This window comes from Okeania sp. SIO3B5, assembly GCF_010692555.1.
Classification (GTDB): domain Bacteria; phylum Cyanobacteriota; class Cyanobacteriia; order Cyanobacteriales; family Microcoleaceae; genus Okeania.
In genome coordinates this window covers 1-19,106 of sequence record NZ_JAAHHG010000086.1, presented here as the reverse complement: position 1 = coordinate 19,106, position 19,106 = coordinate 1, and the positions used below count along the sequence as shown (strand labels likewise).

Annotated in this window: 16 protein-coding genes and 1 CRISPR repeat array; of the genes, 5 read left to right on the top strand and 11 right to left on the bottom strand. The window is 36.3% G+C overall.

The features are described 5' to 3' along the window. Positions 1 to 63 precede the first annotated feature (63 nt). From F6K54_RS14115 to F6K54_RS14100, 4 genes are all read right to left on the bottom strand, one after another. A complete protein-coding gene (locus F6K54_RS14115; protein ID WP_293078471.1) occupies positions 64 to 1,140 on the bottom strand; it encodes a putative CRISPR-associated protein in 1,077 nt (358 codons plus the stop codon). 813 nt (positions 1,141 to 1,953) lie between these two features. Then, positions 1,954 to 2,421, bottom strand: coding sequence for a type II toxin-antitoxin system VapC family toxin (locus F6K54_RS14110; protein ID WP_293078469.1), 468 nt, complete (start codon positions 2,419 to 2,421; stop codon positions 1,954 to 1,956). Further along, the gene (locus tag F6K54_RS14105) at positions 2,418 to 2,651 is read right to left on the bottom strand and encodes a hypothetical protein (RefSeq protein ID WP_293078467.1); all 234 of its coding nucleotides are present in this window, start codon (positions 2,649 to 2,651) and stop codon (positions 2,418 to 2,420) included. The genes F6K54_RS14110 and F6K54_RS14105 overlap by 4 nt, the downstream gene beginning before the upstream one ends. A 390-nt stretch (positions 2,652 to 3,041) precedes the next feature. Then, positions 3,042 to 3,666: a CRISPR direct-repeat array (repeat unit 36 nt; unit sequence GTTTCCAACTAATCCGCATTAACCCAAGCGGGGGGG). 396 nt (positions 3,667 to 4,062) lie between these two features. Then, positions 4,063 to 4,620, bottom strand: a complete 558-nt coding sequence (locus tag F6K54_RS14100) for an HD domain-containing protein (protein WP_293078465.1) — start codon at positions 4,618 to 4,620, stop codon at positions 4,063 to 4,065. Between the two features lie 268 nt (positions 4,621 to 4,888). On the opposite strand from F6K54_RS14100, the gene F6K54_RS14095 reads away from it, so the two are divergent. Continuing rightward, the gene (locus F6K54_RS14095; RefSeq protein ID WP_293078463.1) at positions 4,889 to 5,050 is read left to right on the top strand and encodes a hypothetical protein; all 162 of its coding nucleotides are present in this window, start codon (positions 4,889 to 4,891) and stop codon (positions 5,048 to 5,050) included. Between the two features lie 93 nt (positions 5,051 to 5,143). Here the strand turns inward: F6K54_RS14095 and F6K54_RS14090 are convergent, their stop codons facing one another. Both F6K54_RS14090 and F6K54_RS14085 read right to left on the bottom strand, forming a co-directional pair. Further along, a complete protein-coding gene (locus tag F6K54_RS14090) occupies positions 5,144 to 5,527 on the bottom strand; it encodes a four helix bundle protein (protein WP_293078461.1) in 384 nt (127 codons plus the stop codon). A gap of 414 nt (positions 5,528 to 5,941) precedes the next feature. Beyond that, positions 5,942 to 7,423, bottom strand: a complete 1,482-nt coding sequence (locus F6K54_RS14085; protein ID WP_293078459.1) for a TIGR03985 family CRISPR-associated protein — start codon at positions 7,421 to 7,423, stop codon at positions 5,942 to 5,944. A 590-nt stretch (positions 7,424 to 8,013) separates the two neighbouring features. Between F6K54_RS14085 and F6K54_RS14080 the strand changes: the two genes are divergently transcribed. Continuing rightward, positions 8,014 to 9,303: a CRISPR-associated protein Csx3 gene (locus F6K54_RS14080; RefSeq protein ID WP_293078457.1), complete on the top strand. Its 1,290-nt coding sequence runs from the start codon at positions 8,014 to 8,016 to the stop codon at positions 9,301 to 9,303. A gap of 402 nt (positions 9,304 to 9,705) precedes the next feature. Further along, entirely contained in the window at positions 9,706 to 10,185 is a 480-nt protein-coding gene (locus tag F6K54_RS14075) for a hypothetical protein (protein WP_293078455.1), read from the top strand. Positions 10,186 to 10,975: 790 nt separating this feature from the next. Here F6K54_RS14075 and F6K54_RS14070 read toward each other — a convergent pair. Further along, complete coding sequence (locus tag F6K54_RS14070) at positions 10,976 to 12,025, bottom strand: folate-binding protein YgfZ (RefSeq protein WP_293078454.1); 1,050 nt, start codon at positions 12,023 to 12,025, stop codon at positions 10,976 to 10,978. Positions 12,026 to 12,183: 158 nt separating this feature from the next. Next, positions 12,184 to 12,567 (bottom strand): hypothetical protein, encoded by a 384-nt coding sequence (locus F6K54_RS14065; protein WP_293078452.1) that lies wholly within the window; start codon positions 12,565 to 12,567, stop codon positions 12,184 to 12,186. A gap of 366 nt (positions 12,568 to 12,933) precedes the next feature. On the opposite strand from F6K54_RS14065, the gene trpS reads away from it, so the two are divergent. After that, positions 12,934 to 13,941, top strand: coding sequence for a tryptophan--tRNA ligase (trpS, locus tag F6K54_RS14060; RefSeq protein WP_293078451.1), 1,008 nt, complete (start codon positions 12,934 to 12,936; stop codon positions 13,939 to 13,941). 345 nt (positions 13,942 to 14,286) lie between these two features. Continuing rightward, positions 14,287 to 15,171, top strand: a complete 885-nt coding sequence (locus tag F6K54_RS14055; RefSeq protein WP_293078450.1) for a methylenetetrahydrofolate reductase — start codon at positions 14,287 to 14,289, stop codon at positions 15,169 to 15,171. A 307-nt stretch (positions 15,172 to 15,478) separates the two neighbouring features. Here the strand turns inward: F6K54_RS14055 and F6K54_RS14050 are convergent, their stop codons facing one another. The 3 genes from F6K54_RS14050 to F6K54_RS14040 all read right to left on the bottom strand — a co-directional run bounded on the left by F6K54_RS14050 (position 15,479) and on the right by F6K54_RS14040 (position 18,390). Next, complete coding sequence (locus F6K54_RS14050; RefSeq protein ID WP_293070063.1) at positions 15,479 to 15,886, bottom strand: DUF2358 domain-containing protein; 408 nt, start codon at positions 15,884 to 15,886, stop codon at positions 15,479 to 15,481. Positions 15,887 to 16,590: 704 nt separating this feature from the next. Continuing rightward, positions 16,591 to 17,643: a UDP-3-O-(3-hydroxymyristoyl)glucosamine N-acyltransferase gene (gene lpxD / locus F6K54_RS14045; protein ID WP_293078449.1), complete on the bottom strand. Its 1,053-nt coding sequence runs from the start codon at positions 17,641 to 17,643 to the stop codon at positions 16,591 to 16,593. 429 nt (positions 17,644 to 18,072) lie between these two features. After that, the gene (locus tag F6K54_RS14040) at positions 18,073 to 18,390 is read right to left on the bottom strand and encodes a YkvA family protein (protein ID WP_293078447.1); all 318 of its coding nucleotides are present in this window, start codon (positions 18,388 to 18,390) and stop codon (positions 18,073 to 18,075) included. Between the last annotated feature and the right edge of the window lie 716 nt (positions 18,391 to 19,106).

Sequence of the window (19,106 nt, the reverse complement as noted above, 5' to 3'; positions counted from 1 at the left end):
GCTTTTCTAGTACCCTTTCCCCTCAATACTGACATTTGTCCTGATCCAAACCACAAAAACTGGTTATTTCAGTAAAGGACGAATGTAGCGATCGCGTAACTTTAAAGTCTGCGCTTGTCCACGGGCAGTAGTACGAATAGTAATATTTACAGCTTTTTCATTATCTGCCCACAATAATCTAATTGAACCATCATCATCAATTTTTTTTATTCGTTTCATTGTTGTATTTTCAAAATGCCCTCCTATAATTTCTTCTACTGCTTCGACTTGAGCAACTTTTTTAGCAAATTCTCGCGTTCCTTTGGGAAAATGATGTTTATCTTCAGCTATAGAACTAGCAATTTTATCTGCATTAGGTATTTCTGATGGAGGAGCATCTTCTATTAATTCTGCTAATTCTCGTTGTTGTGCTACTCGTTTCCAGAGAATATCTCCTGCTGCTGAGAGCATAATTTCATCATTTTCATCTGCTGGTAATAATAATTGTTGTACTTGATTTCGCTCTAATTTTGGAATAGCTTTTAAACGTTGTTCGACTTCAACATCTTTTCGTGGTTCCTCATCTATCCATGCAAAAAAGTCTTCATATTCTAGCAAAAGATTGACATTCCAACTAATAGGTAAAGTCGGAAAAGTAACAGGTTCTTGAAAAAATTGATAGATATATTTAACTGGAACTTGAAAAATCATTCCCACAATTGTTGTGTAGGCAATTTCTGCTTTAAAACCTCCAGTAGCATTGATGATTACTTCTTGATTTTCTCGTTGTGCTTTGGTAATTTCTTCTATCAAAATATTAACTAATTCTCTTAAACCACGACGTTCAAACTGGGCTTCATTTTCTTCTAAAGGTAATTCTCTCAGACGAATATTTGACCATTTTTTACTTTTTAAATAGCGATATACTTCTCTAGCACACAGTTCGCCATTATGGGTTTTAGTGTATAACAAAACTACTTCATCTTCAGGACTAGCAATTTTCAACAAAGATTTTGTTTCAGCACTTGCTTTTTCTGCTCCCACATTTTTGAAGTAATTTTGTAATTCATTATCAGCAAATGATTCTCCTCTCTGTTTGTTTAGCTCGCGACTGGCATTACTTAATAAAGATGTGCCTGTAGTTGTAATAATTGTTGGCATGATTTCTCCTTAGTTAAAATTCAAAAGTCAAAAGTCAAAAGTCAAAAGTTAAAAGTTAAAAATTCAAAAGTCAAAAGTTAAAAGTTAAAAATTCAAAATTCAAAAGTCAAAAGTCAAAAGTATTAATTGGGTTTCTGACTCCTGAATTCTGACTCTTCTACTATAACCCAATTTAGAATACCCCTTTTCTAAGTGTTCTGTCCTCTACTTTATTATAGCGCTACAAGTTTACAGCACTTTGGGACTCTATGAGGTACACCCATCGCGGGCAAGATGCCCGCACTACAATGAAAACTGCTGTATGATTTCTGCTCTCTGACAAAATCATCCCGCAATTATGCAATGCCAAAAAAAAAGTAGAGACACTATCAAATGCCCCTACTTTATAATTAGAGAAAAAAATTTTTATTCCTTCCCACTTTTTTTCTTCCCTTCTGCCTTCCTACTTAGGGCTTGCTGATTAAATATCACGCGTCTTGACTGGTTTTGGTTTTACCCTTTTCAGCTACTAAGGGAGTACCAGCTTTTCGGTGGTAATGGTTCAAAAATCTAAGATTTTAGGCAAGATCGGGGTAGAAAATCACTTTTACGATTCTTCTGACTACTTCTTCTATAATTCCCATTCCTCCTGACTTCTGGATTCTGGATTCTGGATTCTACCCCCTACCACTCATACTTTTTCAGCAAGCCCTACTTAATCAGGACTTACGCAAAATATCAAATCATACACGATCTTTAGGGGCGAACGGCCGTTTGCTTCGCATAACTATCGTTAACGCCCCTACTAGATATAGTGGTTCTGCGTAAGTCCTGTTAATATCTAATCTCATACCATTTTTGAGCATTAATAAAACGACTTAAATGTTTAACATTTGTGGTAGCAACTACGAGGTTTTGGCCGGGATTTTCGGCTTGCATGAGTTGACATTGAGCTGCAATAATTACATCAACATCAATATTTTTGGGATTAGCTGTGGGCGTTCCTTGGAAACGAGAGGTTGCCCACAACTGGGCAGCTTGTTGCATGACTGATTTTGTAGTAGGTAAAAAATCAATTAAATTGTCTAAATTATTAAGATTATCGATACTTTGATTTGATATTCCTCTGATTGAGTTTAGGAGTAAACTTCTTCTAAGTTCATAATCACATAAATCTGAACTAATAATATAAACACCTTTGGATAAGAGAGAGTACAGCCATTCTTGACATTGTTTGGCTTCTAATTTTTCGTTGGGAGATGATAGTAAACCTAACACACCACTATCAATAAAAACTATCATTTTTCGCTATATAATTTGTGTCCTGATGGTCGAAAACTATCCATAGTTTGTTTTAATATTTCTAAGTTTTTTCGTCTGATTTGTAATTCGGTTTCTGGGACTTTTTCTTCTATTTGTTTTTTTAACCATTCCATTGCTGGTTGATTGAGACGTAATTGTTCTTCTTTTGTGTGCCCTTGATGTTTTAAATAGGGAGTAAAGTAATTGGGATTTTCTGTGTAATTAGACATAATTTCATTCTGTTTATTTTTTAATGTCACTTTTACTATAGCACTGTTTTAGTCTTGAGAGTGGGGACTAATATCATGTCCGGTTGAATACTTATAATATAAGATAGTAGGGGAGCGGGGGAGTAGGGGAGTAGGGGAGTAGGGGAGTAGGGGAGTAGGGAAAATAGAAATATTTACTATTGAAGCACTCATAATACGTTTTTTCATCACTAATTATCCGGACATGATATAAATCCCGTTATACTTTGCGATCGCTACTCAGAAAATTTCAAAAAATAAAAAACCCCAGGTAGTTTAATCTGCCTGGGGCACTTCAGTTATCAGTTATCAGTTATCAGTTATTCAGTCAAATAATTTTTAGGGAGATGTAGGGGTCTCCCCCTACCTTAAGTTTCCAACTAATCCGCATTAACCCAAGCGGGGGGTCATGCTAGCAGAAATGAATACTGGATCTTCTACAAGATAAGTTTCCAACTAATCCGCATTAACCCAAGCGGGGGGGATAAAATAATAAGCATAATAAAAAAAACTCGTCTAGAGTTTCCAACTAATCCGCATTAACCCAAGCGGGGGGGCTATTATTTTGAACTAATAAACGGAGAAATTTTGTTTCCAACTAATCCGCATTAACCCAAGCGGGGGGGTGTCCACTCTGTTACCAGGTGGTATTTGGCAAGGCGATTGGTTTCCAACTAATCCGCATTAACCCAAGCGGGGGGGGTTTGATGTTTTTCATCGAAAATCTTACAAGATCACAATGTTTCCAACTAATCCGCATTAACCCAAGCGGGGGGGTCGAGAGAATATAATTCTCTCGATTCCCAGTTGATACTGTTTCCAACTAATCCGCATTAACCCAAGCGGGGGGGTTGTATTAAAAGATTCGGAAATAAAGCCGGTACTGTTTCCAACTAATCCGCATTAACCCAAGCGGGGGGGTTTTTTAACAAGCACAATATTTGGTATGGTTATAGCAAATGTTTCCAACTAATCCGCATTAACCCAAGCGGGGGGGAGTTACGTTTTGGAACCACGACACAGTAAGGCTTTCAGACCCCAAAATATACACGCCCCTTTGATAAAAAAGTCAACAAGGCAAATTTTGCCAAAATGACGACCCTCAAACCCGCTCCTGGCAAGGCATATACACGGGTCAACGAGAGAATCAGGGTTCCAGCGATTCTGGGAGGCGTGTATGTGGGGTACCATGCAAAGATGAAAAACTACCTTTTAACCACTCCTAAAAAACTAGAAATGACTAAAAAGCTACTGCTATTCATTTGTCGAAGTTCTTTATACCTACGCCATTACTTTTTATCTTAACTTTAGGCATACAAATTGTCAAGACTTAATTTAATATTTTTTTGCCACATTTTGTCCCTAAATCACAATTCTTGCTCCTGACTCCTAATTAACTCTCTAACTCACAAACAACCCGCTCTAATTCTGTTTTCAAGAAATTAGAAGTACCTTGTTGATAAATCTCTAGCAAACTACGATAAAACCATAAGGAACCCTCTTTTCCTCCCTTAAATTTCTGCCAAACTGTATCGCCTTCTCTATGAAAGTCAGCTAAAGTAGAACGAGCATTATGTAATTTATCCGCCATTGACACCCGCTGTACAGAAGTCGAAGCAGAACGCATTTTTTCCAAGTACTGTAACTTGCGATCGCGCCATGGTGGTTTAGGTGTTGTCAAAGACTCGGTGCAACCATCAACAATACCAATAACCCTTTCTCCAAACTGCTGTCTAATTAATTCACGAGTTTTTTCACCCCCCTGATCTTCCACTGCATCATGTAAAAGAGCAGCGATCGCCTCATCCTCATCCCCTCCATCTTCTAATACCAGCGCTGCCACACTAAGCAAATGACTAATGTAGGGAATGTCGCTACTTTTTCTCACCTGATTAGCATGAAGTTGAGTTGCTAATACTAAGGCTTGTTCAAAACGATTTGAAAGTTTCATTTCTTGTGATTAGATGTCTTTATTTAGAGTTTGCTGAAAAAGTCTTTTTTTCAGAGGAGGAGCCAGAATTCAGAATTCAGAATCCAGAATCCAGAATCCAGAATTCAGAATCCAGAATCCAGAATTCAGAATCCAGAATTCAGAATCCAGAATCCAGAATTCAGAATCCAGAATCCAGAATTCAGAATCCAGAATTCAGAATCCAGAATCCAGAATCCAGAATCCAGAATTCAGAATCCAGAATTCAGAATCGGTGAATTCAGGAGGAATGAGAATTGTAGAAGAGGTAGTCAGAAGAATTTTCCCTTGGTTTTCTACCTCTCGAAATGCCCAAAATCCCAGATTTTTGAACTGGAATTACCTAAAAGCTGCTACTTCCTTAGTTCCAGCAAAGGCTGAAACCTTTGCCAGTAAAAACTTTGATATTTAATCAGCAAGCTTTATTTAGTAGTATAAAGTAGCAGTGGAAAGGGGGTTAGAATGTTGAGGAGTCAGAATTTAGAGTAAAATTAGAAATAAAGAGTTAGGAATCAGAAGAATGTTTTTGCTGTTTTAACTTGTTTACATAAGAATCTAGTAGTTTACTTACTTCTTCTAATTCTCCCATTACTTCAGTGCAATTATTGTTATATCCAAGATCTTGAACTAAGATTAAGTAATAGCGACACTCTTCTAATGAACTTTGTGCTATGTTCAAAAATCTAATTTTATCAGGCACAGTTTTTCTCTTAAAACCTTCTGCTATATTTGCAGGTACAGATACAGCAGCACGTCTGAATTGAGATGTTAATCCATAGATTTCTTCTTTTGGAAAACTACGACTAATAGAATAGATTGATAAAACAAAATGATGGGCTTTTTGCCACACAATTAAGTCTTGAAATTTTCTAGCAGGTTGAGTTGACATGAGTTTATTAAGAAAGAATTCAGAACTCAGGAGCCAGGAGTTAGAAGCTAGGAGGCAACTAGGAGTTATATAGGTAGGCGAAATGTACAATAACTAAAACCACTAAACTTTCCCAAATAATTTTGACTCCTCAATAAATATTGTAATACCAAATTGATAAATTGTTCCTACAAATAGTTAGGATATTTCTTAGAATTCATAATTCTGACTCCTAAATTCTGAATTCTGGATTCTGAATTCTGGATTCTGGATTCTAAATTCTGAATTCTAAATTCTGGATTCTGGATTCTGAATTCTGGATTCTGGATTCTGAATTCTAAATTCTAAATTCTGAATTCTGGATTCTGAGTTCTGGATTCTGAGTTCTGAATTCTAAATTCTGGATTCTGAATTCTGGATTCTGGATTCTGAATTCTAACTCCGATAAAGTTTCCAAGTATCTTGAATATTTTCAGTCATAGTTTGACGCAAATCCCAAGGAGATAATACTTCAACTTTTGCCCCCCAAGCTCTCAAACGCATAATGACATTGTAATCATCTTTACGATAATTAACTCGACAATAAATATCTTTGGGAGAACGAGATTTTAAAACTCTTAATAGCTGTTGTTTCTGCTCTAATTTCTCCTTGGAATTATTAATCAAACTTTGAGCTTGTTTATAGGAAATTTTTTTGAATAAATTTTCTCGTTCCGTACCTTTAATATACAGATTGTGAAAGTATTTGTCGAACCTAATTAGTAGTACATCTTGAGGTTTATAAAAATCAAAACCCCAAGCTTCACTTCTCTTTTTTTCTATTTCCGCTGGTGTTTTTGATTGACAAATTTTGAGAGAAAAATTAGGCAGATTAATTCCATTCCAATCTAACACTTCTAAACTTTTTATTCTGTCGAGACGATAATCATACCAATTTATTTTTGTACCACTATCATCTTTTGGAGTTTGACCATAAGCAAATAGATAAGGGGCACGCTGAGAATAGTAAATACAAACAGGATAGACTATATAATTTTCCCCTTTATCTTGACGATCTTGAAAGTTTCTAGCACTAACATAAGTAATTTTTATCGGCGGAATAGGCTGAGAATCCCAAATTTTTTTGAGTTTTTCCCGGAACTCATTTATTCTTGATAATAACTGTTGATGTACGATATATTCAAGCTCTAAAAAAAACCGTTGTTCGTGATTAATTTCCCGACCAAAATCATCAAAAAAATCTACTAAATCATTTTGAATAACATTTCCTACCTGTTGGTTTTCAACAACTTCTTGTGATGGTAAATTTCTGGGAAGTCCGGGAAATGAATTAACTTTAATATATTGAGTTTGAAATTTATTCAGATGATGATTATTTTTGACTTGCCTTGCCCGCAACCAACCCATTGAAACTAAAGCTTGAAAATCATATTGAAAGTTTTTTCTAGTTTTAGCTAATAAACGAATTTTCTGTTGTTTTGTCTGGTTTTTCTGCGTATTAATTATGCCGAAATTTAATAAGTTATTGAGCTGTTGTAGGGTAATTGGGTAAAGCTGAATAAATGACTTTTTCCATTCCCGTGCATTAGAACCCATAGTTGGTTCAAATAGCCAATCAGGAATTGTTTTAGCACAAGGACATTTAGGATCGTGGTAAATAGGAATTTTATCATTTTTATGATGCTCAAATTCTGTAAAAAATTTCTTACACCAGTCATTATAAGTAAATTGATCGGCCAATTTTACCTTGATTGGATCTGCTTCATCTCCATATATAGAATATAAAATTACCCAAAGACGTACAGCTTTAGGTAAATTTTGTTTTAAAGAACCCCGTGCTAATATCTGTAAAAATTCAACGTCAGGGGGAAAGTTAAAAACATCAGCATCAGATGTTGTAAAGTTTTCTTGATTCATTATTTTAAATTTAAGAAGAAAGGCATAAGGCAGAAGGCAGAGGGCAGAAGGCAGAGGGCAGAAGGCAGAGGGCAGAAGGCAGAAGGCAGAAGGAAAAAAACGTTTAAAAAAGAAGGTTTTTTATAATTAATCAACATCTCCAATAATGAAAAATCAAATTAATTATCCCACAGAAATTATCAATTATTTCCCTTGGCGATCCATGTCATCCGCCAAGCCAAGAAATAAATTTCTTGGCTCAAAGCAGAAGTCATCTAAAGATGACTAAAGATAGCTAATTTATTATGGCTAATTAATGAGACTTGATATTACTCCCTATTCCCCATTTTCTAGAGATGTCTATTCTGAATTCTAATACCAATTCACTTTAGAGGTGCCACAAATAGTTTCACTTCTAAGATTTGAAATAATTTCCTGAAATTACTGTAGTGTCAAAATTTTGAGCCTGTAAAATCTTACTTTTGACTTTTGACTTTTGACTTTTGACTTCCGTGAAACGGTATGAATTCTTTTATAGCATCAAATTTTAGAATACCCCCTTTCCTAGTGTGTTGTAAAGTAAAAAAGTCAATAAAAAAAGGAAAAAATAGATGAATTCCTACAATATTAGCTTAGAAAAAGATACCCTCAAAGTAGAATTTGCTAAGACTCCGAATGATGAACCTATTAAAGTTGATGGGGACCAAATTGTCAAAGATGTGGCAAAACAGCTAGAGCAAATGATTTCTACAGGAGAACTTACAGGAGGGAAACTGCTGAAAATTTACGGACGTATTTCTGTATTAGCAAGTTATACTTTTGCCCATCAACTGGGACATTTATATGGAGCGATCGCTGTTTCAGATACTCGTTTAAAAGCTTATGTAGTTGTAATTAGTACTACTCCTGATTATCCTTTAGGAACTCGCATTGACTTGGAAACTGGTGAAATTATACAAGTATCTCCTGCACCTTCGGGAGAACCATCATTTTTAACATATTGGGAAGATGATATTTTAATAGCAAAACTCAAAAATGGTGGGGAAGTTGACGGCGATATAATTCTCAAAGACGCGAAAATACAGTTAGAAAATTTAATTAATTCCGGGCAATTACCAGGTGGGAAAAAACTCTTAAAAATCAACGGACGTTCAACAGTATTAGCTAGTTTTTTCATAGCTAATAAATTAGCTCATAAATATAGTGGCATAGCCGTTTTTGACCCTAGAATTGGTTATGTAATAACTATCAGTCATGCTCAATCTTATCAAGTTGGACAAATATTAAATATAGAAAATAATGTTAACTATCAACCGACTAAAGTAGTTTTATGCGGGCCCAAAAATACTGGAAAAACTGTTTTGCGAGATGGTTTAAAAACAGCTATTTTAAATTTAAAATCAGCCCCACAAGATTTTTTTTCAATTTCAGGCTGTCCTGATGGAGATGGAGCTTTTTACTATGAAACTTTCAAAAATCATCCAGAGTTAGCAAAGGAATTAAAAGCTGAATATAAAGCTAAATTTACTCCAGAATTTGCTACAGGAAAGGCACGAGATATCCAAAGAATTGTTAATTCTTTATTGTTGTTTGATGTAGGAGGAAAAACTTCCCCAGAAAATCAAGTAATTATGTCTGAAGCTACTCATGCTGTGATTTTAGCCAACACTGAATCTGAAGTTATTGAATGGCAAAATTTTTGTCAAAATAAACTGAAAAAAACTTTACCTATAATTGCAGTTATCTACAGCAATTATGAGGCAAAAGAGGATAAAGTTGAGAGAAAAAATTCAATTTTAACAGGTATTGTGCATCATCTACAAAGAGGGGAAGATGTTTCTTCTCGCCCAATGATACAAGCATTAGCCTCAGAAATTGTCAAGTTAGTAAACCGACACTAAATTTAAGACAGAGGGCAGAAGGCAGAAGGCAGAAGGGTGCATCTCATATTTGCAAAAATACTTTTTTCCTATATAGGGCTTGCTGAATAAAGCTAAAAATCAGGATATATAATGCTTAGGAGCTTTTTATATTCAAAAAATATTCTAGTTTATGGCTCTTATTGGCATCAATTTACTGAAATTTTCTGCTGAAATTCACGAAAATTTATTCACACAAAATGGCCGAAAACCTTGCCTGTGACCCCATCTCCGCGTCCCCGCGTCTCCGTGTCCCCGTGTCCTACCCCACCAACCAATTTATTCAGCAAACCCTATATATTCTCTGTTGCCTGTTGCCTAAAACCGGACATGATATTATATGATGCTAGTGAAAGTAAACAATCCAAAATGGAGCGTTAAATTATGTCTGATATTGAACAGGACGCTAAGTTATGGTTGCATGGTGAAACCTATGGCTTCAAAAGTCTCCCACCAACTAAAGACCATGAAACAATTATTAAATCAGTTCTTATTTGTGCTAAAGCAGATGGGGTACTAGCACCAGAAGAAAGAAATTGGATAGTTGGTCGCGCTGCTGCACTCGGCAGTGACGGATATGAACTAGCAAAAACCTACCCAGCAGATGAGGATGTAATTGATGTTTTAAGTCAGGCACCTGCGGTGAATAAAGGTGGTCGTCGTACAGTTATTTATCTGGCCATTAAGACTTGTAGCGCTGATGGAGAATTACACCCAGATGAAATGGCTAAAATTTACCAAATAGCAGAAAAACTAGGGTTGGAAAAAGAAGTTGTTGATTCTCTCAAGGCACAAAGTGCTGAGGAAGCTAAAGTGCGAGAAAAACGCATAGGTTTGTTGTTCCCTGATGGCGCTCCTTACTAAATTTGATTGTTATATCATGTCTAATTAGGGCTTGCTGAAAAAGTCTTATGGGTGAGGGTAGGAGACAACCCACCCCTAACCCCTCCCAGGAGGGGAAGACAGGAGACAGGAGACAGGAAGAACGGAGAATGAGCGAGGAGGTAGAAGTAAGAATTGTCTCTCAATTTTTCTTTCCTCGATTTGCCTAAAATGCTAACTTTTTGAACGTTTTAGACTAAAACAAGCGCACTTCTTGGGCATCTCAGAAGGCTAAAACCAATATCAGTCAATGCTTTTATAATTAATCAGCAGACCCTAATTAAATAACTGTAATAAACAATCTTTACCTAACCTGATAGGGAGGTTGTGTATGCAACGTCCCTACATTGTGGTTAATTAGGGTTTGCTGAAAAAGTCTTGTGGGTGAAGGTAGGAGACAACCCACCCCTAACCCCTCCCAGGAGGGGAAGACAGGAGACAGGAGGAACGGGGAATTTGGAGGAGGTAAGAGCTAAGTTTTGTCCCAAGATTTTTATGCCCAACTCTTGACCAAAATCCTGAATTTTTGAACCATTACCACCTAAAACCTCGCACTTTTTCCAGACCTAAAATTGCTAAAACCAATATCAGTCAATACGCGCGATATTTAATCAGCAAACCCTAATTAGCAAGCCCTAATTATCGGGTGCATCTCATAGCAAGCAAAAATACTTTTTTTCCTATATATTCCCTGTTCCCTGTTCCCTGTTCCCTGTTCCCTGTTCCCTAAAAGCGATAATTTTTTGGCTTTATTCACGCATTGAGATACACCCTAACTCTCAAAATATTGATGAGTCAAAAAAGGCACTTCAACTACTTCCCCTTCCACATCTCCCACTTGTACTTTTAAACCCGCTCCACCAGCTTTTGTTCTGATATAAACCAATCCAAAATAACCCCCATTACTTTCCGTACAACTTGTCAGTTTCCCAACTTTTTCATCTCCAACTTTCACAACATTTCCTAATTCCGCCATCCCATTTAAACGGACTCCCCAAAGTCTTTGTTTCACACCTTTATATGTGTTTAAACGGGCAATAGTTTCTTGACCAATATAACAACCTTTCTCAAAAGAAATAGTATTCCATAAACCAGCTTCCAGAGGGTTATAGTCATCTGTAAGTTCATAGTCTGGCGCGGGGCGACCTTCATATATTCTCAGTTGTTGCCATAGGCGATCGCCCATAGGTACTGCTCCTGTTTCTGTTAACATTTGCCAAACTTTAGCAGCATTATTCACAGGAACTATCAAAGTGTATCCCTCTGTTGCCAACCCACTACCAACACTAAAGCGAACTTCTACATCTTTTAGACTTATTAACTGGTGACTAGGGTGGGGTGCATCTGGAGGAGTTATCCCTGATAATTTGGCGATGGAGTTTTTGCTTTCTGGTCCCATGAGACTAAATATGGCATATTCCCTACTAATATCTTTAACTGCCACCCTGTCCATCGGAAACAGATAACGGTCAAACCACTCTATTAACTGTTGACAACGGTTGGGAGAGACTAACAATAAAACAGCATTTTCTGTAACATAAGCTGTTGCTAAGTCGATAGTACGAGCAGTGGGAGTGACGAAAACAGTCTCACAACTTTCACCTGGTTTGAGAATATTGAAATTATTTGTACTTTGGTTATGTAGAAACCGGAGACGATCATCGTCGGAAATTTGTATTAGTCCCCAATGAGAGCGATCGCATACAGCTACTCCCTGTTTTATTGCTTCTATTACTTGAGTATCATTACCAAAACTAACTGGAATTGAGTCCTGAAAATTTGCACCATTAGATGTTTGAATATTCTGTAATTCTTGGTTCATAATTATAATTTTTAGGGAATAGGGAATAGGGAATAGGGAATAGGGAATAGGGAACAGTTAGAAAAACATTTTCTAGTCTAAGATTCGTCATTAATCTATTTCCTAACTAATTCTTTCTTAGCTATACAAATAATTTTTTTTGTTCTGAGAAAATCTATCTATACTGTTGGTAAGTCAGCTATCATATTTTCTACTACTTTCAGAGCTTTTTCGTCAAGATGCTCCCAATTGACACTTCCTTCATCATTGAGTAAGCTAGTATCGACTTCAACTTCTACCGTTTCTTCAGAACTATGAGTAACATGATAGTTACTAAAACAAACTTGATAGCAAAGTTCCCAGATATCAATACTAACTTTTTGGTCTTGATGTTCTAAATCTAATCTATATCCTGGAATTGGTGTTTGTACTTCTTGATAATCTCCTTGCCAAACAGAATTATCTAGTTTTTTACGAATATGATCTAATAATCTGATGAAAGCAGGTTGCATTAGTAGTTCAGCTTGTTTCCAGGCAGTAATATTATTAATTTTCGGCTTCATTTAATTTGATTCAAAAACATTAAACTTCTTACAGAAGTTAGGGAATAGGGAATAGGGAATAGGGAATAGGCAATAAGGAGATGAAATTGTTTATTTCATATCTTGAATTGGTTTAATTAAAACTTTTGCAAGAAGTCTATTAATTAATATAGTGTTTGTTGGGAATAATTATTCACATTTTGTCAATCTTTTAACTTTTAAACTTTTGCGTCAATACTATCTCACTTTTGACTTTTGACTTTTGACTTTTGACTTTTGACTTTAAAACTTTTGACTTTTAATTTTTGACTTTTGACTTCATTATGGGTACTTAATTATGTTATTGTTAATTATTAATTAATATTGAATGGCTAAAGTTAAAGAGTAATGGTTAAACAGCGCGTACTCTCTGGAGTTCAACCAACTGGAAACCTTCATATTGGAAATTATTTAGGTGCTATTCGCAACTGGGTGGAGGATCAAAAAGAATATGATAATTTCTTCTGTGTAGTAGACTTACACGCTATTACAGTACCACACAATCCAGCGACACTAAGTAAAGATACTTACACTATTGCAGCCTTATATTTAGCCTGTGGTATAGACCTGGATTATTCTACCATATTTGTACAATCTCATATTCCAGCTCATAGTGAATTGACATGGTTACTGAACTGTATTACTCCACTGAATTGGTTGACAGATATGATCCAATTCAAGGAAAAATCAGTTAAACAAGGAGAAAATGTCGGTACAGGTTTATTAGATTATCCAGTTTTGATGGCTGCAGATATTTTACTATATGATGCAGATAAAGTTCCTGTGGGAGAAGACCAAAAACAACACTTGGAGCTTACTCGCGATATTGCAGTTAGATTTAATCATCAGTTTGGTAACGATGAAAAGATACTAAAATTACCAGATCCTTTGATTAGAAAAGAGGGTGCGCGGGTAATGAGTTTGACAGATGGTACTAGCAAAATGTCTAAATCTGACCCTTCAGAATTGAGTAGAATTAGTTTATTAGACCCACCGGATATAGTTACAAAAAAAATTAAACGTTGCAAAACAGACCCAGTTAAGGGTTTAGAATTTGATAATCCTGAACGACCTGAATGTAATAATTTATTAACCCTTTATAGATTATTTTCAGGCAAAACAAAAGAAGAAGTAGCAGTAGAATGTCAGGATATGGGATGGGGAAAATTTAAACCTTTATTAACTGAGGCAACTATTGAAGCTTTGAAACCAATTCAAACGAAATATCAAGAAGTAATGGATGATAAAGGTTATTTAGAATCTGTTTTAGCTGAAGGTAGACAAAAAGCAGGGGCAGTTGCTAATCAAACCTTAGCAAAAGTCAAAGCAGCTTTAGGTTATTCTATGCCAATTTAGAAGTCAAAAGTCAAATTTAGAAGTCAAATTTAGAAGTCAAAAGTCAAAAGTTAAAAGTTAGATTTTATCAGCTCAAACAAATAATGTACAAGATGAATAGTGAAAATATTGTAGTGCGGGCATCTTGCCCGCGATGGTTGCACTTCATAACAGCGGAAAGCACTTTAATTTGTTAACGAGTAACAAAAATGATATTTGCTCTACCATGACATATTCTGAAATTTCTGTTGTTAATCAAAGTAAATAGTAGTTAGTTAAAAAAGATTTTTATTTAATCTATCGAATAGTCTGAAAAAATCAACAACTTAACCACAACTAAGTAATAAATATTAAGTAATAAATATAATGAATAGATTTCGTAATGCAGTAAAATCGGGAGAATTTTTAGTAACTGCTGAAGTAGCACCACCAAAGGGAGCTGACCCCACTCACATGATTGAAATGGCCTCAACACTAAAAGGTCGGGTTCATGCTGTTAATGTAACAGATGGCAGTCGTGCTGTTTTGAGAATGTCTTCATTGGCAGCCTCAATTATCTTGAAAAATAATGGCATAGAGCCAATATGTCAAGTAGCTTGTCGCGATCGCAACCGTATTGGGTTACAAGCTGACCTAATGGGAGCTTCAGCATTAGGACTTAATAATATTTTAGCTCTTACTGGGGACCCCGTAAAGGCAGGAGACCATAAAGATGCCAGAAGTGTGTTTGACATGGAGTCTACACGTCTATTAAAAATGATTGCTAAGTTAAACCAAGGTATGGACTGGAATGAGAAAGCTTTACCGGATGGAGCTACAGATTTATTTGTCGGTGCTGCTGTCGATCCTCAGTCCCCTAGTTGGTCAGGATTAAAAAAACGATTTGAACTTAAATTATTAGCAGGGTGTCAATTTTTTCAAAGTCAATTAATCTCTGATTTTGATAAGTTAGAAAAGTTTATGAATCAAATTGCAGTTGATAGTAATAAACCAATTTTAGCTGGAATATTTTTACTTAAATCTGCCAAAAATGCTGCTTTTATTAATAAGTATGTGCCTGGAGTTGATATACCAGAACATATTATTAATCGTTTGGCAAAAGCTGAAAAACCTTTAGAGGAAGGAATAAAAATTGCTGCTGAACAAGTACAAATTGCTAGTAAGATTTGTCATGGAGTTCATTTGATGGCAATTAAGCGAGAAGATTTAATCCCTAGAATATTAGATATGGCTGAAATTTCTCCTATTTAAGAAGGAAGAAGGAAGAAGGAAGAGGGAAGAAGGAGGAAGGAATCAGAAGAAAGGACGGAAAAATATGGCGTTTTCATAGAAGAAGGAAGAAGGAAGGACTAAAAAATATGGTTTTGTCTGAGTTTTAAGCTTTTGATACAGCAGATTACATCTAAGGGTGAGGTACAGTCATAGCGGGCAAGATGCCCGCACTGGGAAGATTTAATCGTTAATATCTGTACTTCATATACAACCGAATCTGCTGTATGTCCTAACCTTTCTCTAATCATAAACCTGATAACTAATAACTAATAACTGATAACTGAATTCACCCCTTATGAAAAAACTGCTTTAATATTTCAGTAGGTTTTCTATCCCAAGTATCAATATGCTCATAAATTAATCCATCTTGATTAAATTTATAAGTTGAATAACCATTAAAAAAAATTCTTGCTTGCCAAGGAACTCTTAATATTCCACGCACAGTCCAATTTGCCAAAATTATATTTTCTTCTGTTTGCTGAACATCGTGTAAATCAAAATAGAGTTCTGTGAAAAATAACCGACCATGAAAGCGCAAAGTCCAAAAAATAATTCGATAATTAAACTTCCACTTAAATGTATTAACTGGGTCTTTAAAAAAAATATCTTTAGTATAAATATCGTAGGAAATATCCTTTTCAAATAGAGTAGGTAAATCCAACTTTAGGGTATTAATAACTTGTTCAACTTTCACTCTAATTTTCCTCAGAAAAAATTGACATATAGCGCTGTGCGCAGGCAACAGGCAACAGGCAACAGGCAACAGGGGGAATAAAAAACCGATAATATAAGACTTTTAGCTATTGGACATCTCCTGCAATTTGTAAATATGCCAGCGCACATTGCTATATCTAGACTAGAGTTTACTTAAAAAATAGTCAGCATAACGTTGAAATAGCAGTTTTATCTTTTCTTTTGCGGGTTCAATACCCTACCGTCAAACGAAGTCAGAATTCAGAATTCAGAAGTTAACCCACCCCTCGCCCCTCCCCCTCCCAGCTATCCCTTACCCATAACTCCTGAAACCCTTGTGCGGACGGGGAGACACGGAGAGGGGGAGACACGGAGAAAAAATCATAGTATCTAAGTGAAAATACTTAAAAATTCACAAATAAATGTGCTTTTTCATACATTTTTCTCCCAAAAAAGCCGAACTAAGACTTACCCATAATTTGTCAGTTTTGTCAAGTTTTATGTTAAGAAATATGTGGGTAAAGCATAGCCCTCCCAGGAGGGGAACTAGGGGATTTGAGCAAGGCTCCAAAAATATTGCGCCTTAAAAGGCGGGGTTTTAAACCCATGCTATTTTGATAAGACACGGAGTGGCCGATCATTGACTATCCATAAAGCAATTTTCCCTTCTGCCTTCTTCCTTCTTCCTTCTTCCTTCTTCCTTCTTCAATAAGAACTAATATTCAACATTCGCTTAATCTGTTTCACATATTGATAAATTTCAGGTAAACGTTTATAAATAGCAGACGCTTTTAAATAAATCTTATAAGGAACAGCAGGACTACTAGAAACAATTTCTCCAGCAGCAACATCATTATGAACACCTGCTTGAGCAGTAGCGATCGCTCCATCTCCAATTTTTGCCTGATTAGCAATACCCACTTGACCTGCCAAAATTACATTATCGCCCAGTTTCACCCCACCAGCTAAACCAACCTGAGCTGCCAAAGCACAGTTTTTTCCAATCTGACAACCATGGCCAACTTGCACCAAATTATCCAATTTCGTATTTTTGCCTATTCTAGTTTCTCCCACTGCGGGGCGATCAATAGTACTATTGCCACCAACTTCAACCCCATCTTCCAAAACCACTCTGCCAGACTGTTCCATTTTGTACCAACCATCTTGAGTGGGCACAAAACCAAAACCTTCTCCACCAATAACCGCCCCACTATGAATCACACAACCATTACCAATTTGACTACGTTCGTGAATCGAACAGTTAGCGTGTAAAACAGAATTATCTCCTATTTCCACATCTGGATAAATTACCACATTTGAATAAATACAAACATTGTCCCCAATTTTTACCCCCGCATCAACCACAACATGAGGGCCAAGATAAACATTTTTTCCTATTTCCGCTGTTGAGTGAATAACAGCAGTGCTATGAATTTCTCGAATAGGTTGAAAAGGTTGATAAAAAAGAGTGATCGCCTTGGCAAATAATAATCTCGGTTCTTTTCCTGCTACCCACTCAATGCCACGTTCGCTTGCCTGGGTTTGCAGAGTCTCGTCCATGGGCAAAATCAAAGCACTAGCATTTGTCGTGCCTAAATAACTGGCAAATTTTGGTCCTTCTATATAACTAAGAGTACCTGCTAATGCTTCATCCACTGGGGCCACACCTGTAATATCTGGGACCACACCATTAGTTTTTTCTAGGCTACTAGCGATCGCCTCACCACCAAGCTGATTTACAAGTTCCCTAAATTTCATTATTTCCTACTCGTAGCAAATACCCGTAAACTTATACCATTTTCCTGCAAAAAAATAAACCCAAGTTCAGGGAAGGCAGAGGGCAGAAGGCAGCTATGCTGAAGGGAAAGAAAAGTTCAAAGGGAGAAGTTTTTTTATAACTGATTATCTTGACATGATGTTACACCATTTTTCTGCCAAAAAATAAACCCAAGTCCAGGGAAGGCAGAGGGCAGAAGGCAGCTATGCTGAAGGGAAAGAAAAGTTCAAAGGGAGAAGTTTTTTTTATAACTGATTATCTTGACATGATGTTACACCATTTTTCTGCCAAAAAATAAACCCAAGTCCATCATTTTTCATTAACTGGAGACTTAGGTTAAATATTCTTATTTGAAATATTTCATACAGTCGAGACAAAATAATAGAAAACTAATTTTGCCTAAATCTAATTTATTTGACAGAAACAGCATCTACATCAACTGTGGTATCAGTAGTAGTTGAGTCTTTATCATTAATATCAGGTGCAACTGCCACATCTTTACCCTGACGTAACTTCATATATTCAACTACCATCTGAGAAACTTCTGCCACCAAGAGAGTTACAATAGCAATATCATCAATTTGTCCGACAACTGGGATAAAATCTGGAGAAATGTCAAAAGGACTCAATACATAAGCCAATGTTCCAGCAATAATCCACCAACGATATTTAGGATTGCGGATAGTATTACGATACCAAGTATATAGAGATTGAATGGAAAAACTCATTTATTTATCCTTAAACTTAAAGCTTACTTACACTTTTAATAATGGCAGAATTTTAAACAGTATGGCAATGTCAGTATCCACCATCGGTTTTTACAGAAATTTCTACAGTTAAAATTAAGGAATTTTGTTATGGGAGTTTGTGGCAGTTATAGTAAAGTCAGAAGTCAGAAGTCAGAAGTCAGAAGTGATATTTTTAGTAGTGTACAAGTAGTGATTTTTCTAGTTAAGCTCCTTTGAAAATAGGGGCGTTGCATAAGTGTGGGATGATTTTAATAGTTATAGTTTTGTGGAATGGGCCCGACCGCAGGCAGGATGCCTGGCTCCACATATTTTCACCGCAGGCAAGATACCCACCCCATTGATCAAACACTATTTAAAATTTTAGTACTTATACAGCAGATTTTGAGCAAATGAGGTACAGGATAAATGGTGAAAATTTTGTAGTGCGGGCATCTTGCCCGCTTCGGGGTGTACCTCATAACAACGGAAAGCGCTGTATAAAGCAAAGAGCTGCCACGGGAGCAAGATGCTCCCACTGTTCTCGTAACAAACATTGCCGGATAATGCAACACTACCCAACTACTATCTTATTGACATACTCCCCGGCGTAAACGCACGGGGATTCTCCTGAAACCAGGATTCTTGGTTCAATGAGTCCACTTAAACTAAATACCTTACGGCATCTAGTCCAGAGATGGTTCTCACGCCTGCGCGTT

Coding starts and splice junctions, on each gene's coding strand:
- F6K54_RS14075 (WP_293078455.1), top strand. CDS start 9,706: ATGTCTGATATTGAACAGGACGCTAAGTTATGGTTGCATGGTGAAACC.
- F6K54_RS14040 (WP_293078447.1), bottom strand. CDS start 18,390: ATGAGTTTTTCCATTCAATCTCTATATACTTGGTATCGTAATACTATC.
- F6K54_RS14055 (WP_293078450.1), top strand. CDS start 14,287: ATGAATAGATTTCGTAATGCAGTAAAATCGGGAGAATTTTTAGTAACT.
- F6K54_RS14095 (WP_293078463.1), top strand. CDS start 4,889: ATGAGAATTGTAGAAGAGGTAGTCAGAAGAATTTTCCCTTGGTTTTCT.
- F6K54_RS14110 (WP_293078469.1), bottom strand. CDS start 2,421: ATGATAGTTTTTATTGATAGTGGTGTGTTAGGTTTACTATCATCTCCC.
- F6K54_RS14100 (WP_293078465.1), bottom strand. CDS start 4,620: ATGAAACTTTCAAATCGTTTTGAACAAGCCTTAGTATTAGCAACTCAA.
- F6K54_RS14090 (WP_293078461.1), bottom strand. CDS start 5,527: ATGTCAACTCAACCTGCTAGAAAATTTCAAGACTTAATTGTGTGGCAA.
- F6K54_RS14085 (WP_293078459.1), bottom strand. CDS start 7,423: ATGAATCAAGAAAACTTTACAACATCTGATGCTGATGTTTTTAACTTT.
- F6K54_RS14105 (WP_293078467.1), bottom strand. CDS start 2,651: ATGTCTAATTACACAGAAAATCCCAATTACTTTACTCCCTATTTAAAA.
- lpxD (WP_293078449.1), bottom strand. CDS start 17,643: ATGAAATTTAGGGAACTTGTAAATCAGCTTGGTGGTGAGGCGATCGCT.
- trpS (WP_293078451.1), top strand. CDS start 12,934: ATGGTTAAACAGCGCGTACTCTCTGGAGTTCAACCAACTGGAAACCTT.
- F6K54_RS14115 (WP_293078471.1), bottom strand. CDS start 1,140: ATGCCAACAATTATTACAACTACAGGCACATCTTTATTAAGTAATGCC.
- F6K54_RS14070 (WP_293078454.1), bottom strand. CDS start 12,025: ATGAACCAAGAATTACAGAATATTCAAACATCTAATGGTGCAAATTTT.
- F6K54_RS14080 (WP_293078457.1), top strand. CDS start 8,014: ATGAATTCCTACAATATTAGCTTAGAAAAAGATACCCTCAAAGTAGAA.
- F6K54_RS14065 (WP_293078452.1), bottom strand. CDS start 12,567: ATGAAGCCGAAAATTAATAATATTACTGCCTGGAAACAAGCTGAACTA.